Source organism: Arthrobacter alpinus (assembly GCF_001294625.1).
Taxonomy (GTDB): Bacteria; Actinomycetota; Actinomycetes; order Actinomycetales; family Micrococcaceae; genus Specibacter; species Specibacter alpinus_A.
This window is the reverse complement of the sequence record NZ_CP012677.1, coordinates 2584252-2597887: the sequence shown is the minus strand read 5'-3', so window position 1 is coordinate 2597887 and position 13636 is coordinate 2584252. Positions and strand designations below refer to the sequence as shown.

20 protein-coding genes and 1 riboswitch are annotated in these 13636 nt (G+C 65.1%); of the genes, 14 read left to right on the top strand and 6 right to left on the bottom strand.

Annotated features, from left to right (window positions below):
• Positions 1 to 85: 85 nt before the first annotated feature.
• From AOC05_RS11695 to AOC05_RS11675, 5 genes are all read left to right on the top strand, one after another.
• Entirely contained in the window at positions 86 to 514 is a 429-nt protein-coding gene (locus tag AOC05_RS11695; RefSeq protein ID WP_186760312.1) for a HipA domain-containing protein, read from the top strand.
• A gap of 299 nt (positions 515 to 813) precedes the next feature.
• Positions 814 to 2094, top strand: coding sequence for a Y-family DNA polymerase (locus AOC05_RS11690; protein WP_062007369.1), 1281 nt, complete (start codon positions 814 to 816; stop codon positions 2092 to 2094).
• Between the two features lie 26 nt (positions 2095 to 2120).
• Positions 2121 to 2537, top strand: a complete 417-nt coding sequence (locus tag AOC05_RS11685; RefSeq protein ID WP_062007368.1) for a DUF2809 domain-containing protein — start codon at positions 2121 to 2123, stop codon at positions 2535 to 2537.
• A 48-nt stretch (positions 2538 to 2585) separates the two neighbouring features.
• A complete protein-coding gene (locus AOC05_RS11680; RefSeq protein WP_062007367.1) occupies positions 2586 to 3668 on the top strand; it encodes an FAD-dependent oxidoreductase in 1083 nt (360 codons plus the stop codon).
• A 96-nt stretch (positions 3669 to 3764) separates the two neighbouring features.
• Positions 3765 to 4751, top strand: coding sequence for an LLM class flavin-dependent oxidoreductase (locus AOC05_RS11675; RefSeq protein WP_062007366.1), 987 nt, complete (start codon positions 3765 to 3767; stop codon positions 4749 to 4751).
• A gap of 1 nt (position 4752) precedes the next feature.
• On the opposite strand, the gene AOC05_RS20425 is transcribed toward AOC05_RS11675, so the two are convergent.
• A complete protein-coding gene (locus AOC05_RS20425; RefSeq protein ID WP_257720345.1) occupies positions 4753 to 4878 on the bottom strand; it encodes a hypothetical protein in 126 nt (41 codons plus the stop codon).
• 207 nt (positions 4879 to 5085) lie between these two features.
• On the opposite strand from AOC05_RS20425, the gene AOC05_RS11665 reads away from it, so the two are divergent.
• Both AOC05_RS11665 and AOC05_RS11660 read left to right on the top strand, forming a co-directional pair.
• Positions 5086 to 5940, top strand: a complete 855-nt coding sequence (locus AOC05_RS11665; RefSeq protein WP_062007364.1) for an ABC transporter ATP-binding protein — start codon at positions 5086 to 5088, stop codon at positions 5938 to 5940.
• Positions 5941 to 6078: 138 nt separating this feature from the next.
• Entirely contained in the window at positions 6079 to 6507 is a 429-nt protein-coding gene (locus tag AOC05_RS11660; RefSeq protein ID WP_062007363.1) for an alkaline phosphatase family protein, read from the top strand.
• A gap of 260 nt (positions 6508 to 6767) precedes the next feature.
• Here the strand turns inward: AOC05_RS11660 and AOC05_RS11655 are convergent, their stop codons facing one another.
• On the bottom strand, positions 6768 to 7322 hold the full coding sequence (locus tag AOC05_RS11655; protein WP_062007362.1) for an FUSC family protein: 555 nt from the start codon (positions 7320 to 7322) through the stop codon (positions 6768 to 6770).
• 56 nt (positions 7323 to 7378) lie between these two features.
• Here AOC05_RS11655 and AOC05_RS20820 point away from each other — a divergent pair, with 56 nt between their 5' ends.
• From AOC05_RS20820 to AOC05_RS11645, 3 genes are all read left to right on the top strand, one after another.
• The gene (locus AOC05_RS20820; protein WP_197277944.1) at positions 7379 to 7681 is read left to right on the top strand and encodes a WHG domain-containing protein; all 303 of its coding nucleotides are present in this window, start codon (positions 7379 to 7381) and stop codon (positions 7679 to 7681) included.
• On the top strand, positions 7578 to 7796 hold the full coding sequence (locus tag AOC05_RS20355; RefSeq protein WP_062007361.1) for a TetR-like C-terminal domain-containing protein: 219 nt from the start codon (positions 7578 to 7580) through the stop codon (positions 7794 to 7796). Before AOC05_RS20820 ends, AOC05_RS20355 begins: the two co-directional genes overlap by 104 nt.
• Before the next feature lie 72 nt (positions 7797 to 7868).
• Complete coding sequence (locus AOC05_RS11645) at positions 7869 to 8363, top strand: DinB family protein (RefSeq protein ID WP_315899835.1); 495 nt, start codon at positions 7869 to 7871, stop codon at positions 8361 to 8363.
• Positions 8364 to 8386: 23 nt separating this feature from the next.
• On the opposite strand, the gene thiE is transcribed toward AOC05_RS11645, so the two are convergent.
• On the bottom strand, positions 8387 to 9091 hold the full coding sequence (thiE, locus tag AOC05_RS11640) for a thiamine phosphate synthase (RefSeq protein WP_082357951.1): 705 nt from the start codon (positions 9089 to 9091) through the stop codon (positions 8387 to 8389).
• A gap of 14 nt (positions 9092 to 9105) precedes the next feature.
• Positions 9106 to 9229: riboswitch (TPP riboswitch) on the top strand.
• On the opposite strand from thiE, the gene thiO reads away from it, so the two are divergent.
• The 4 genes from thiO (at position 9224) to AOC05_RS11620 (ending at position 12221) form a co-directional block, all read left to right on the top strand.
• A complete protein-coding gene (gene thiO, locus AOC05_RS11635) occupies positions 9224 to 10465 on the top strand; it encodes a glycine oxidase ThiO (RefSeq protein WP_062007360.1) in 1242 nt (413 codons plus the stop codon). (Overlaps the previous riboswitch by 6 nt.)
• Positions 10462 to 10701: a sulfur carrier protein ThiS gene (gene thiS, locus AOC05_RS11630; protein WP_062007359.1), complete on the top strand. Its 240-nt coding sequence runs from the start codon at positions 10462 to 10464 to the stop codon at positions 10699 to 10701. The genes thiO and thiS overlap by 4 nt, the downstream gene beginning before the upstream one ends.
• 37 nt (positions 10702 to 10738) lie before the next feature.
• Positions 10739 to 11548, top strand: coding sequence for a thiazole synthase (locus AOC05_RS11625; RefSeq protein ID WP_062009693.1), 810 nt, complete (start codon positions 10739 to 10741; stop codon positions 11546 to 11548).
• A gap of 19 nt (positions 11549 to 11567) precedes the next feature.
• A complete protein-coding gene (locus tag AOC05_RS11620) occupies positions 11568 to 12221 on the top strand; it encodes a 4a-hydroxytetrahydrobiopterin dehydratase (RefSeq protein WP_062007358.1) in 654 nt (217 codons plus the stop codon).
• An 88-nt stretch (positions 12222 to 12309) separates the two neighbouring features.
• Here AOC05_RS11620 and AOC05_RS11615 read toward each other — a convergent pair whose 3' ends face one another.
• The 3 genes from AOC05_RS11615 to AOC05_RS11605 form a co-directional block, all read right to left on the bottom strand.
• Entirely contained in the window at positions 12310 to 12615 is a 306-nt protein-coding gene (locus AOC05_RS11615; protein ID WP_062007357.1) for a hypothetical protein, read from the bottom strand.
• A 45-nt stretch (positions 12616 to 12660) separates the two neighbouring features.
• Complete coding sequence (locus AOC05_RS11610; protein ID WP_062007356.1) at positions 12661 to 12885, bottom strand: DUF3107 domain-containing protein; 225 nt, start codon at positions 12883 to 12885, stop codon at positions 12661 to 12663.
• A gap of 64 nt (positions 12886 to 12949) precedes the next feature.
• Positions 12950 to 13588 carry a TetR/AcrR family transcriptional regulator gene (locus AOC05_RS11605; RefSeq protein WP_062009691.1) on the bottom strand — a complete coding sequence of 213 codons (639 nt, stop codon included), beginning with the start codon at positions 13586 to 13588 and terminating at the stop codon, positions 12950 to 12952.
• Between the last annotated feature and the right edge of the window lie 48 nt (positions 13589 to 13636).

Below are 13636 nucleotides of genomic sequence, written 5' to 3'. Positions count from 1 at the left end.
TACTCGCAGCCATGAAGATTCAAGCCCGTGCGGGAATTCGGGCACAGCCCTCATCCCCTAGATGAGCTTCCAGAACGCTTTCGCGATGCCCGAGTTTGAGAGCCCAGACTACGCGACTCTCGCAAAGCCAGTCACGATTATTTCCGCCAGCCCGGATCAGGATGCGGCAGAGCTGTTCTCTCGTGCTGCAATGCTGGCGATGGTCAACAATATTGAAGACCACATGAGAAATCATGGGTTATTGCAGGACAACGCTGAATGGCGCCTGTCGCCTTCCTTTGACGCGAACCCATCCCGCACGGGCAGGTCAAACACTGCGCCCACACCACGCGATGACTCTGGCAGCCGGGACATTCGCTTGCTCGTGGAAGCTGCCGACGATTCCGACGGAATCGAGTACATGCACAATGCATTTGAGGGTAAAGCCGTGCCCGTGCCGCTGCGATGCCCCAACGGCAACCACCATCATCGACACCGCCGACACAGTCAACGGCACCGGCGCCGCCGGCGGTGATATGCGCGACACCCGCACACTCATCGCGGCAAGCTTGTTGAGGGTCACTTCCGGAGGCGGCGACGCTTGGCCCGTACCCAGTCGGTGGGCGGTCATTCTTGCTCTCAGGCCCGCGCTCGGTGCCATAGCGGATGTCAGGACGAGCACATACAATGACAGATAGAATTCTATTTCTAGTAGTTCGTGTTACATGTCCTGTCTATCAAATATATTCTCTGCGGGTGACACAGCCCGGCTGGGCACCCGCAGCCCGCTCCGCCTCCGTTGCTCGCCATCACCGCCTTTAAGGAGCCTCTGACATGGTGGGAAGGCAGGCCATCGCCCTGGTTGATGTCAACAACTTCTATGTCTCCTGCGAGCGGGTCTTTGACCCGAGGCTGGAAGGCCGCCCCGTCGTCGTGCTCTCCAACAACGACGGCTGCGTGGTGGCCCGATCCGCCGAGGCCAAGGCGCTGGGGATAGCCACGGGCGCGCCCTGGTTCCAGATACAGGCGCAGGCCAAGGCGTGGGGGCTGGTGGCACGCTCCAGCAACTACGAGCTGTACGGGGACATGAGTGCCCGGGTCATGGAAGTGGTGGGTAGGTTTGGCACCTGGCAGGAGGTTTACTCCATCGACGAATCATTTGTGGGACTCCTGGGGGATCCGGCTCAGCTTGAAACCTGCGGGCGGGAGATCCGGGCGGCGGTAATGCGGCACGTGGGCCTCCCCGTCTGCGTGGGCATTGCCCAGACCAAGACGCTGGCCAAGTTCGCCAACCGGATCGCCAAGCAAAACCCGGCGCTGGAGGGCGTCTGTTCGCTGGACTCCATGCCCGCCGGGCACGTGCAAGCCATCCAGGAGCGGGTGCCGGCATCCGGGCTGTGGGGAGTTGGGGAACGGACCGCCAAGCGGTTGAAAATGCTGGAGATACAGACAATCGCCGATCTCAAGGCCGCCGATCCGGCCCTGATCCGCAAGAAGTTCTCCGTAGTCCTGCAGCGCACAGTCATGGAACTCAACGGCACCGAATGCATCCCGCACACCGAGGAACGCGTCGATAAGCAGCAAATCATGTTCTCGCGCAGCTTCTCCACGCCCGTCACCACCATTGAAGGCATGGAACAGGTCATGGCCGTGTATGCCCAGCGCGGCGCCGCCCGGCTCAATGACTCAGGCTTGCGTGCCTCAATCATGACCGTGACAGCGGGCACCAGCCGCTTTGCCGCCGGCGAGGGAAGCTTCCCGGCAGCCACTATCAGGTTCGCCACCCCCACCCAGGACCCCATTGTGTTGACCCGCGCCGCCGTGGCCGCCATCGGTCAAAGTGCCGTGCCAGGTGCCTCCTACCTGCGGGCAGGGGTGATGTTCAGCGGACTGGAGCCGCTGTCCGGACCGGAAATGCTTGATGTTTTTGCCAAGCCGGGCGGGCAGCCGTGCGTGGGCGGCGTCCTGGGGGATGTTCGCACCAAGTTCGGGAGCCAAGCGATAGGTCTGGGATTCGGCGGGCTGGCTGAACCGCCGTCGTGGTCCATGAAGCGTGAACTGTCCTCGCCGAAGTACACCACGGAATGGTCTGACTTGCCAGTGGTGCGCGCATAAGGGCCAGTCTTTGTAGACTCAAACCCATGCCTTCTGCGAAAACCTCCCCTTCCCGGCGCATTGCGCTGTTCATTGCAGCGACCGACGTCGCCATCCTGGGACTGGTGCTGCACTTCCTGGTCCCCGGGGACGTTGCCGGGCTGATCACCGACGTTCTGTTCACGGTGCTGGTGTACCTGCTCATGGCGCTCATCGCTCCCACGGCAGCCCGCCACAAGCTGGCCCTGGGGGCCTTCACCATCAGCGCCGTCATCGAGCTGGCACAGCTGACAGGGGTCCCCGCCCAGCTGGCCGTGAGCTTCCCCCCGTCGCGCCTAGTCCTGGGAACCACGTTCTCCGCACTGGACCTGGTAGCCTACGCGGTGGGTGCGGCAGCCGTCTACTACGCGGACGTGGCCCTCTCGCAGCGTGGCCGGACATGGCTTGCCTCACGGCAGGAATAGCAGCACGCGACCCCTGCGTTCCACCCACAAGATAACGGAGGAAAGCTAATGCTTGATGTGGTGATCATCGGGGCAGGCCAGGCGGGTCTGTCGGCGGCCTACTACCTGGCCCGGCACGGGCTGGTTCCGGAAACTGACTTTGTGGTCCTGGACGCAAATCCCGGTCCGGGCGGTGCCTGGCTGCACCGCTGGCCGTCGCTGACCCTCGGCTCCGCGCACGCCATCCACGACCTCCCCGGCATGAAGCTTGATGCGGGGGACCTGGCCGAGCCAGCCTCCGCCGTCGTAGCCCGGTACTACGGCAGCTATGAAGAGACCTTTGAGCTGCCCGTGCACCGGCCGGTGAAGGTGCACGCCGTGCGCAGAATGCACGACGGCGCCCCCACCGACACCCCCGGCCCGCCCCTTGTGGTGGAGAGCGACCGCGGCGTGTTCACGACCCGCATGGTCATCAACGCCACCGGCACCTGGGATAAACCCCACTGGCCGCACTACCCCGGAGTGGAAACCTTCCGCGGCCGGCAGCTGCACACCCACGACTTCGAGTCGGTGGCCGAATTTTCCGGCCAACGGGTGCTGGTGGTGGGAGGGGGAACCTCCGCCGTGCAGTTCCTGCTGCAATTGGCCGAGGCCGGCGTGGTCACCGCCTGGGCCACCCGCCGCCCGCCGGAGTTCACCACCGTTGACTTCACCCCCGACTGGGGTCGTGAGGTTGAGCGCCGCGTCAATGAACGCACAGCATCCGGGCTGCCGCCGCTGAGCGTGGTGGGCGTGACTGGACTGCCGTTAACACAGCAGTACCAAGATGGAATTTCCGCCGGGACGCTTGTATCCCGGGGTCCATTGCAGCGACTGACCCCCGGAGGGGCCGTCTTTGCCGACGGCAGCTCCTTTGACGCCGACGTGCTCCTTTGGGCCACGGGGTTCCGGGCTGCCATGGACCACCTGGCCCCACTGAAACTGCGAGAACCCGGCGGTGGCATCACCATGGACGGGGTCAGGGTGTTGCGCGAGCCCCGGCTGCTGCTGGTGGGCTATGGGGCATCGGCGTCCACGCTCGGTGCCAGCAGGGCCGGCCGTGCTGCCGCGCTCGCAGCCATTGAACGGCTCAGCGTTCCCTCCGACGTGTGATCCTCTGCGCATTCCTTCCAGCAGGAAATAACCCAGGCCGTTGGGTGGTTGGCGCTAGTGAGACTCCCTTTGAGAGCCCTTTGAAAGGCTGCACCCATGACGCTTCCCATTTCCATCCTTGACTTGGCCCACATTGGCCAGGACGGCATTGCTGCCACGTTTAGCGCCTCCGTGGAGCTGGCGCAAAAAGCCGAGGGGTGGGGATACAAGCGGATTTGGTATGCCGAGCACCACAACATGCCTTCGATCGCATCCTCCGCCACGAGCGTGCTGATTGCGCACGTGGCCGCGAACACCACCAGTATCAGGCTCGGTGCCGGCGGGATCATGCTGCCCAACCATTCCCCGCTGCAGATTGCCGAGCAGTTCGGCACGCTGGAGACCCTGCACCCGGGCCGGATCGACTTGGGGCTTGGCCGGGCGCCGGGCAGCGACCAAAACACGATGCGGGCGCTGCGCCGGGACCCCATGGCTGCGGACACCTTCCCGGCCGACGTGCAGGAATTGCAGGCCTATTTTCAGGGTCAGACACGCATCTCCGGCGTGAACGCCTACCCGGGCAAGGACACCCACGTGCCGCTGTACATCCTGGGATCGTCCCTGTTTGGCGCCCGGCTCGCGGCTGCGCTCGGGCTGCCGTACTCCTTTGCCTCGCACTTTGCACCGCAGGCACTGGAGGATGCGGTGCGGATCTACCGCCGCGAATTCAAACCCTCGGATGCGCTGGCCGAGCCGTACGTGATCGCCGGGGTCAACGCCATTGTGGCCGACACCCAGGAAGAAGCCGACGCCCTGGCGCTGAAGGCCCGGCGCCGCATGGTGGGCGCCCTGGTGAGCGGCGGGCGGACCTTCACCGATCCGGAGGCGGACATGCTACTGGAGTCTCCGGCAGGCCAGCAGGTGGTGAACATGTTCCGCTACGCAGCTATCGGTACCCCGTCCGTAGCTCGCGCCTACTTGGACGAGTTTGCCGTGAAAGCCGACGCCGACGAGCTGATAGTGGCCTCGCAGGTCACCGACAAGACGGCCTGGATCCGCAGCTTTGAACTGTTGGCACAGGCCATGGAAATGCAGGCTTCCTAGTTCAGCTCGCGGCGGCCCGGCCCAGCTCAAGGTTCAGGCATGCAGGGGTGATGACCGGGATGAAGATGGTGGCATGGTGTTCGAGCACCGCCCGCGGGTGGGTGCCCTGGGCAGCCTGTTGCTGCATTCAACCTTTCCCGTCTTCATGGTGCAGGTGGGCATGAACCAGCCGCGGGCCGTGGCCGTTAAAAGAAAACAACCATTGCGAAAGGGGATCCCGATGACACTGGACTCCGCAGAAGTTTCCCTGGCCGGCAGCGCCAAGTCCTTTGGTGGCCGGACCGTGCTGGACAACCTGGAGCTGCCCCTCAACGGCGGCTAGATCCTTGCCCTGTTGGGTCCCTCCGGATGCGGCAAGACAACTATCCGGCGCGTACTGGGCGGGCTGGAGACCCCCGACGCCGGGACCGTGCGGGTCGGCGGCGAAGACGTCACCCGCCGCCGGGTCCGCGACCGCGGCATTGGCATCGTGTTCCAGGCCTACAGCTTGTTCCCGCACATGACAGCCATGGAAAACGTGGCCTACGGCCTGCGCATTGGCGGCGCAAGCGTGGGCAAGCGCACCACACGGGCCAAGGAGCTCCTGGAAACTGTGGGGCTGGCGGATCACCGGGACAAGTTCCCGCTCCAACTCTCCGGCGGCCGGCAACAGCGTGTGGCCCGGGCCCTGGCACTCGAACCCCGGACGCTGCTCCTCGACGAGCCCCTGTCAGCCCTGGATGCGCAGGTCCGGGTGCAGCTGCCGGAGGAAATTCGCCGGATCCAGACCAGTCCGGAACCACCACGCTTGCTGGTCACCCACGACCAGGAGGAGGCCCTGAGAGTGGCGGACAGGGTGGGTGTCATGCTCAACGGGCGCATAGAACAGCTTGACTCCCCGGAAGACGTGAACCAGCGCCCCCGAACCGCGTTCATCTCGGAGTTCGTTGGCGCCGTCAACAGGATTCAGGCCGTGTGCGACGGCGGAGAGGTAGCCGTGCTGGGACGGCGCGTGGCGATATCCAACATGGACAGGGCCGCGCTGGGCTCCGCCGCGCTGGAGGCTCTGATCAGGCCCGAGGACCTGCAACTGCAGGCGGGTGAGAATGGCGGCGCACTGGTCACCGCCATGGTGCTACGTGGCGTAGCGACAAGTGTCAGCGTCTCACTCTGTGATGCCAGCATGCGGGTGGATATGCCCCCAGCATGAGGGTGCAACGTTTGCCCTGAGCCAGCGCGTGGACGTGGCACCGCGCGGAAGCTCCGTTCTGGTCGATGTTGCACGGGCGGACGCCCTGTCAAGCAATGCAGCAAGCTCCGGAGCCTTGGCCAAAGAGGAGGTCGCCGTATGAAACCCAAGGTCTGCCTGATTGGCATTGACGGACTGCGCCTGAACCTTTCCCGCGGCACGCACAAGATGCCGACCCTTGACGCCGTGATTGGTGAAGGTGTGTTCAACGAACTCACCATGGAAGTCCCCACACTGTCGGGGCCGGGCTGGTCCACGCTGCTGACCGGGGCATCCCACGCCGTACACGGGGTCAAGGACAACCACTTCGTGGGCCACCAGCTTCTGCACTGCCCCGACTTCCTGAGCCGGGCCTACTTTGCGGACCAGTCAACCACCACCATGGTCGCGGCCGGCTGGCCGCCCCTGGCGGATCCCACAGAGACCGGGCCCGTGGTTTGGGAGCGGCGCGAAAAGCAACGGGCCGGACATGGCGTTCGTCTACTTTTGCGACGCCGACGAAGGCCATGTCTACGGCCCACACGCTGATGAATATGTGGCCGCCATGGGGCGGGTGGAAGCCCACCCGGGACGCATCTAGAGCGCCGTCCAACGCCCCGTGGAACGCAGGTCCTTCGTGGCGGCTGCCCGCTTTGGCCGTTCACTGGACCGCTGGCCAGCGGAGCTCGCACCTACCCAGCTTGCCCCCTGCTGCTGGCATGCCGGCCAGGCCAGGCCGTGCAGAAGTGAGGGAAGGGTTGTGGTTGGAGGCGGTCTGGAACCTGCTGAAAAGTTGCCCGGCTGCAACTTCAGCGGGTTGGCAGGTGGTGATGGTCGGTGCGTGAGATGCTGACCGCCGCCACCAGGACCCCTATCACCACGCCCAGCAAAGTGTCCGCCACCCGCGTCATGGCAGCTGCAGGGCCCAGGTGGCTGCCCAGCCCCGTCATGATCAACGCCACGGGTGTCACGGCAATGGTTGTCAACGTGTAGTTCTTGAGCACCAGGAGTTCGGCCAAGACTTGGAAACCGATCACCAGGGCCACTGACGGCCAGAACCCCAAGGACAGGGACAGCAGCCCCACCGCCACCAAGGCGCCGATCACATTGCCGAGCAGCCTTTGGATGCCGCGCTGGACGCTCATGCTGTAGTTCAGTCCTTGCAGTACTGCCACGGAACCCATGGTCGCCCATAGTGGATGCCCCAGCCCAAGTGTCACCGCAACCCCTCCCGACAGGGCCGATGCCGTCGCCATGCGCAGCGCCTGGTGCAGGCTGCTCCGGGAGGCGAACCCCGAGCGGCCCACACCAAGGAAAGTTTCCACCGGTTCGAGTGCCGTGCTGCCGGCCCCTGCAGCAGCCATGGTTGCGCTGGTGCGGCGGATCTTGGCGCAGCTGAGCCTCGTGCCGGGCCAGGGCCCTGGCGGAGCCGGCCTGCTACGGCCTGCTTTTTGGCTCACCTGTTCCGGGCTACCAGGCCCCGGCCGAGCAAACCACGGGTCCTGGAACACGGGTGATTGGCCAGCTGGTGCGCATCTTCCAATGCGCCCACCAGGCGGGAAAACTCTCCCCCCAAAAGGGCCTTGCTGAGCCCTCCAGGGCTGTCCCGTCAGGGGACTTTGCAGCCATTCGGGGGGGGGGAACTGTCGCTGACTCTCGACGATGCCGCGCTGACCCGCGGTGTGCTGGTGTGGGCGGCCCTGTTCGGGGCCGTCAACTTTGAGGTCTTTGGTCAATATGGGGAGGAAACGTTCGGCAACCCGGCGGCACTTTTCGACGCGCAGCTGGACATACTGGCACAAATAGCCGGCTTTGCGGGACAGTGGCAGCATGGATGAAAAAGCCACTCTTCTCGGGTATTTACGAGCCCGCCGCGAGGATTTACTCGCCAAGCTTGACGGACTGGGGGACTGCGACGTCCGCCGCCCCATGACCCCACGGGCACCAGCCTGCTGGGCCTTCTCAAACACGTCAGCAGCGTCCAGCTCGGATACTTTGGCGAGGTCTTCGGGCGGCCAAGTGGCATGGAGGCGCCCTGGATGGCCGACGACGCGCCCCGGGATGCCGACATGTGGGCCACCGCGGCACAGACGCGGGCACAGACCCTTGAGTTTGCCGAGTTTTCCGCTCGGCACAGTGATGAGACCATCGAGCTGCTTCCCCTCGACGCCGTCGGCCAGGTGCCGTGGTGGCCGGCCGAACGGCGTCAGGTGACCGTGCACCAGATTCTGGTGCACATGTGCGTGGAAACGGCCGGTCACGCAGGCCACGCGGACATCATTGGCGAATTGATCGACGGTGCCGTCGGCAACGGCCCGCTGGACCCCAATGTCTCCCGCCGCACACAACAAGAGTGGGCCGCGTACCGTGCCGAACTTGAGGCGGCGACCCGCACGGGTTCCTGAGATCGAACGGGCAGTGCTGGAAACTACCCCAGCGCAGGCAGGCGTGAGCGCAATGCCGCGGCAGCCGCCGTCGGATCCGCAGCCTCGGTGATGGCCCGCACCACCACAATGCGCGAGGCGCCCGCGGCAACCACCGCATCAACGTTGGAAAGGTCCACCCCGCCAATGGCAAACCACGGCTTGGCCGTGTCCAAGGAGGCGGCGTGTTCCACCAGGGACAGCCCCACGGCGGCCCGGCCCGGCTTGGTAGGGGTGGCCCACAGCGGCCCTACACAGAAGTAATCGGCGTCCGGATCGGCAGCAGCCGCGGCCGCCTGGGCGGGGTCGTGGCAGGAAAGCCCCAGCGACACCGAGGGCCCTACAAGTGACCGCGCGGCAGGCAGCGGCAGGTCCTGCTGGCCCACATGAAACACCGGGGCACCTGACAAAACGGCAAGGTCCGCCCTGTCGTTGACGGCCCAGAGTTTGCCACATTCGGACGCCACGGAGCGCAACACGGCCAACAGCTCAAGCTCCTGTGCCGCCTCCAGCGACTTGTCCCGCAGCTGGATGATGTCCACGCCGCCGGCGTAGGCGGCCCGGAGGAAATCGGCAAAGTCGCCCCGTCCCGCGCGGGCATCAGTGCACAGGTATAGGCGGGCATCGGCCACGGCGGACGCCACAGGCGACGCGGCGGGCAGGGCAGAAAAGGTGGGCGTGGCGTCATGGGTGAGGAAGGAACGGCTCATATCTCATAGACTAGTTCAGTACCGCGGGAGCCAGGCATGCTGGCTGAGAGGGCGCCTGATGCGCCGACCGAAATACGCCCAGTGGGCGTGGAACCTGATCCGGCTCGTACCGGCGTAGGGAAGGAGACACAAATGGCACACACAGTGCCGGAAATTATTGCCACCGACGTGGCCGTCATCGGCGGCGGCATCGTCGGCCTGGGCATCGCCTGGGAAGTCCAGCAGGCCGGTCGCAACGTCACCGTCATCGACCCGGCGCCGGCCAGTGGTGCCACCTTCGCAGCCGCCGGGATGCTGGCCCCGGTCAGCGAATTGCACTACCAGGAAGAGGACCTCCTGGAGCTGACACTGGCCTCCAATGCGCGCTGGGACGATTTCATCGCCCCGCTCCTAGCACAGGGCCTGCCGGAGACAGGATTCAGTACGACGCCGACCCTCGTCCTGGGCGCGGACGCTGCGGACCGCGACGCCTTGGCGGACCTCCGCGACGTCCAGCACAAGCACGGGCTCGCCGTGGAGCAGCTGAGCATCAAGGAAGCCCGCGCGCAGGAGCCGATGCTGGGCCCGCACCTTTCTTGCGCGTACCGTGTTGCCCAGGACCACCAGGTCGATCCGCGCGCCGTGGCGGCAGCCATCCGCGCCCGGCTCGCTGCCGTGGCCCGTTCACGCGGTGACAGCGCAGGTGCCGCCATTGGCCAGGCAGCCGTGGGCCTGCTCCACGAAAACGCGGGCAACACGCACTCGCGGGTGACCGGCGTCGTACTGGCGGACGGAACACAAGTCCACGCGCGGGAAGTCATCGTCGCCAACGGTTTGGGGGCGCCTGCACTGGGAGGGCTGCCGGCGGGGCTGGTGTTGCCGCTGCGCCCCGTCTACGGCGACATCCTGAGGCTGCGCGTCCCGGAGCACCTGCGCCCGCTGACCACCGCCACGCTGCGCGGACTTGTCCGGGGGCTGCCGGTTTACATTGTCCCGCGACCAGACGGGACCGTGGTCATTGGCGCCAGCAACCGGGAGGACGGCGCCGCCGGTGTCAGTGCCGGGGGAGTGCACCAGCTGCTACGCGACGCCCAGGTGCTGGTGCCCGCAGTCGCCGAACTGGAACTGCTGGAAACCACCGCCCGCGCCCGCCCGGGTACCCCCGACAACGCACCGCTGCTGGGCCGGGTGGCTGGCGCCGACGGCCGGGACATCCCCGGGCTCGTCATCGCCACCGGATTCTTCCGCCACGGCGTGCTCCTGACCCCGATCGCCGCCCTCATCGCCCGCCAGCTGCTGGGCAACATCACCGACCTCGCGTGGGAACGCTTCCGCCCGGACAGGTTCTCGCCCACCCTCATGCCCGCCCTCATGTCCGCCCAGGAGAAACCATGACCATGCTTAAACTCAACGGTGCCACGCACCCCTTCAGCCCCGGGACTACAGTGGCCGATCTGGTCACAGCGGTCACGGGACGTGCGCTTTTGGGTACGGGCCAGGCCGCCGACGGCGGCCGTCTTGGCGTCGCCGTGGCGCGCAACGCCGGTATTGTGCCGCGCAGCCAATGGGCGCACAACCGCGTCGAGGAAAACGACGACATTGAGATCGTCACAGCGGTCCAAGGCGGCTAGGCACATGCTCACATTTGCTTCCACGAAGGAGAACCACATGACTGAACTGCTGACCGGGACTGACACGCTGGTCATCGACGGCGTGACACTGGGATCGAGGCTCATCATGGGCACCGGCGGGGCACCAAGCCTGGCCGGACTCGGCGCCGCCCTGCTCGCTTCCGGGACCGAGCTGACCACGGTGGCGATGCGCCGCTACAGTACACCGGGCCAGGGCGCCGGCGGCTCCGCAGGGAGCAACCTCTTTGAGCTGCTGCTTCAGAACAATATCCGCGTGCTGCCCAACACAGCCGGCTGCTTCACGGCCCGCGAGGCGGTCATGACGGCGGAGCTGGCCCGGGAGGCGTTGGAAACACACTGGGTGAAGCTGGAAGTCATCGCCGATGAGCACACCCTGCTGCCGGACGCCGTGGAACTGGTGGACGCCACCGAACAGCTCGTCAACAAGGGCTTCAAGGTGTTCGCCTACACCAATGACGACCCGGTTTTAGCGCTGCGCCTGGAGCGGCTCGGGGCCGTGGCCGTCATGCCGCTGGGCGCCCCGATCGGCACGGGCCTGGGCATCTTGAACCCGCACAACATTGAGCTGATCGTCTCCCGCGCGTCCGTGCCCGTGGTGCTCGACGCCGGGATCGGTACTGCCTCCGACGCCGCCTTGGCCATGGAACTGGGCTGCGACGCGGTGCTGCTGGCCACTGCCGTCACACGGGCCCAGGACCCGATCCGTATGGCGCAGGCCTTCAAACATGCCGTCATCGGTGGCAGACTGGCAGCACAGGCAGGCCGCATTCCCAAGCGCCGCCACGCGTTGGCGTCCTCGGCCATGGATGGCCGCCCGGACCTGTAACACGCCCAAGGAGCTCGCAATGGCCGCATCCGATGTTTTGACCAGGACCCAGATCGACACAGCACTGGCGGCGTTGCCCGACTGGACTTGGGGCTTGGGTGCCCTGCGCACCTCACTGAAGTGCCCGACGGCGGCCGCTGCCCTTGAGCTGTTTGCCGCTATCGGGGAACTGGCCCAGGGCGCCAACCACCACCCCGATGTGGACTGGCGCTACGAGACCTTGTTCGTGACGCTGACCTCGCACGACGCCGGATCCGTAGTGACAGCGCGGGACACCGCCCTGGCCACGACAATTTCCGCGGCTGCGCATGCCGTGGATGCCTTGGCGCGGCCGGAACTGCTGCGCACGCTCGAGATCGCTATTGACACCGACGACATCGACGCGATTTCGGCGACGTGGCGTACCGCATTGGGGTACAAGCGCCAGGAGGATGGCAGCCTCGCCGATCCTATGGGTCGGGGCCCCTCTCTCTGGTTTCAAAAGACTGACACACCCAAAGCGAACCGTTTCCACGTGGATGTGACGGTGCCGTTTAGTGAAAGCGGGCCAGTGCTGGACGCATTGGCCGCTACCGGGGCGGCCCTGGATCATGAGCAGTCGCCGATGTGGGTGGTTGCCACTGACGCCCAGGGCAACCGGCTGTGTATCTGCACGGAGGAGGGCCGGTCCTAGTTTGTGCGCCAAATCCGCTGCGGATTTGGCGCACAAACGACTATGCGCAGGACCCGAGGTGGGTCCTGCGCATAGGAAAACCGCGAGGTTAGTGAAGTGCCAGAATCTCGTTGCTCCGCTTGACTTGGTGGGCATGGCGGGTGCGCCCCACAAAGCCTGCCGTTGCCCAGGCTGCAACCCCGCCAACAGCCATGGAGAGAATCCACGGGATCCACGCCGTCGCAGATGAGTTGTCCAGGCCGATGGTCATGGTGATGATCCACACCAGCAATGCAGCGGCCACGGCGGCACCTGCAGGAAGCAGTGCCCCGAAGGTCGTGCGATATTTATCAACGGCCCAGGCGATGGCGCCGAAGGCACCAGCCGTCAACGCAATAATGACCACTGCAACCATGAGTTCCCTATTCCTTGGTTTCTAAAAAGATGCGCTCACGGGTGCTTAAAGCGCGCCGAAGCCTACGCTGCGGGCCTTTTCGCCACCGAGTTCAACGTACCCGAGGGAATTGCCGGGAACAATGATGATGCGCCCCTTCTCGTCTTTGAGGCGCAGCTCCGTGCCCTTGGCCAAAGCCTCCGAAACGGCCGCCGCCACCTCGTCGGCCTCTTGCTCCGATTCCAGGATGATTTCGCGGGCAACGTTCTGAATGCCAATCTTGATTTCCACAGATGTCTCCTCGGTGCAAACGTGCAACAAAATATAAGTACAAGTAACTGTATGCCCAGCGGGCCTAGGATTCCTTCGGGAACCGGCTAATTCCGCGCCAAGCTAAACGGTACACAAGCTCGCTGGCAACGTCGATGTCAAGGTCGCCGTTCGCCTCAAGCCAATAGCGGGCACTGACCTGTGCCATGCCTGCCAACGCGCGGCCCAACAGGGCCGATTCCAGGGCGGCCAGCTTGGTGTCCTCGGCGATCACCGCACCGATGGCATCGCCGTATTGGGAGTTGAACTTCTCCAGCCGGGCTGCCACCTCGGGGTCGTTGACAAGATCGGATTCAAAAACGAGGCGGTGGGCCTGGTCGTCATTTGCCATGAACTGAAAGTATGCCCTGATGGTGGCCTGGACGCGCAGCTTGTTATCGGTGGTGGAGTTCAATGCCGAGAGCAGAAGCGCGGTCAACGAGGCAAGATGGTTGTCCAGTAACGCCAAATACAGGTCCCGTTTGCTGGGGAAGTGCTGGTACAAAACCGGTTTGCTGACCTTTGCGGTCTCGGCGATCTCATCCATGGCGGCCCCGTGGTAACCGTTGTTCGCAAACACTTGCAGTGCCGAAGCCAGAAGCTGTGCGCGGCGTTCGTCGCGTGGCAACCGGGTTAGCGGGGTACGGCGCGCTGGTTGCTCCCCGGGATGGGTTTCCAATATCATGTGCGTGCCTTTCACTTTGTCCGCCGTCATTGAGCCTACGGTCAGGAT

What these genes read in the sequence shown, in the direction of transcription:
- AOC05_RS11695 (WP_186760312.1), top strand. Translation starts at nt 86, where the DNA reads ATGCCCGAGTTTGAGAGCCCAGACTACGCGACTCTCGCAAAGCCAGTC.
- AOC05_RS11690 (WP_062007369.1), top strand. Translation starts at nt 814, where the DNA reads ATGGTGGGAAGGCAGGCCATCGCCCTGGTTGATGTCAACAACTTCTAT.
- AOC05_RS11685 (WP_062007368.1), top strand. Translation starts at nt 2,121, where the DNA reads ATGCCTTCTGCGAAAACCTCCCCTTCCCGGCGCATTGCGCTGTTCATT.
- AOC05_RS11680 (WP_062007367.1), top strand. Translation starts at nt 2,586, where the DNA reads ATGCTTGATGTGGTGATCATCGGGGCAGGCCAGGCGGGTCTGTCGGCG.
- AOC05_RS11675 (WP_062007366.1), top strand. Translation starts at nt 3,765, where the DNA reads ATGACGCTTCCCATTTCCATCCTTGACTTGGCCCACATTGGCCAGGAC.
- AOC05_RS20425 (WP_257720345.1), bottom strand. Translation starts at nt 4,878, where the DNA reads ATGCAGCAACAGGCTGCCCAGGGCACCCACCCGCGGGCGGTGCTCGAA.
- AOC05_RS11660 (WP_062007363.1), top strand. Translation starts at nt 6,079, where the DNA reads ATGAAACCCAAGGTCTGCCTGATTGGCATTGACGGACTGCGCCTGAAC.
- AOC05_RS11655 (WP_062007362.1), bottom strand. Translation starts at nt 7,322, where the DNA reads ATGGCTGCTGCAGGGGCCGGCAGCACGGCACTCGAACCGGTGGAAACT.
- thiE (WP_082357951.1), bottom strand. Translation starts at nt 9,091, where the DNA reads ATGAGCCGTTCCTTCCTCACCCATGACGCCACGCCCACCTTTTCTGCC.
- thiO (WP_062007360.1), top strand. Translation starts at nt 9,224, where the DNA reads ATGGCACACACAGTGCCGGAAATTATTGCCACCGACGTGGCCGTCATC.
- thiS (WP_062007359.1), top strand. Translation starts at nt 10,462, where the DNA reads ATGACCATGCTTAAACTCAACGGTGCCACGCACCCCTTCAGCCCCGGG.
- AOC05_RS11625 (WP_062009693.1), top strand. Translation starts at nt 10,739, where the DNA reads ATGACTGAACTGCTGACCGGGACTGACACGCTGGTCATCGACGGCGTG.
- AOC05_RS11620 (WP_062007358.1), top strand. Translation starts at nt 11,568, where the DNA reads ATGGCCGCATCCGATGTTTTGACCAGGACCCAGATCGACACAGCACTG.
- AOC05_RS11615 (WP_062007357.1), bottom strand. Translation starts at nt 12,615, where the DNA reads ATGGTTGCAGTGGTCATTATTGCGTTGACGGCTGGTGCCTTCGGCGCC.
- AOC05_RS11605 (WP_062009691.1), bottom strand. Translation starts at nt 13,588, where the DNA reads ATGATATTGGAAACCCATCCCGGGGAGCAACCAGCGCGCCGTACCCCG.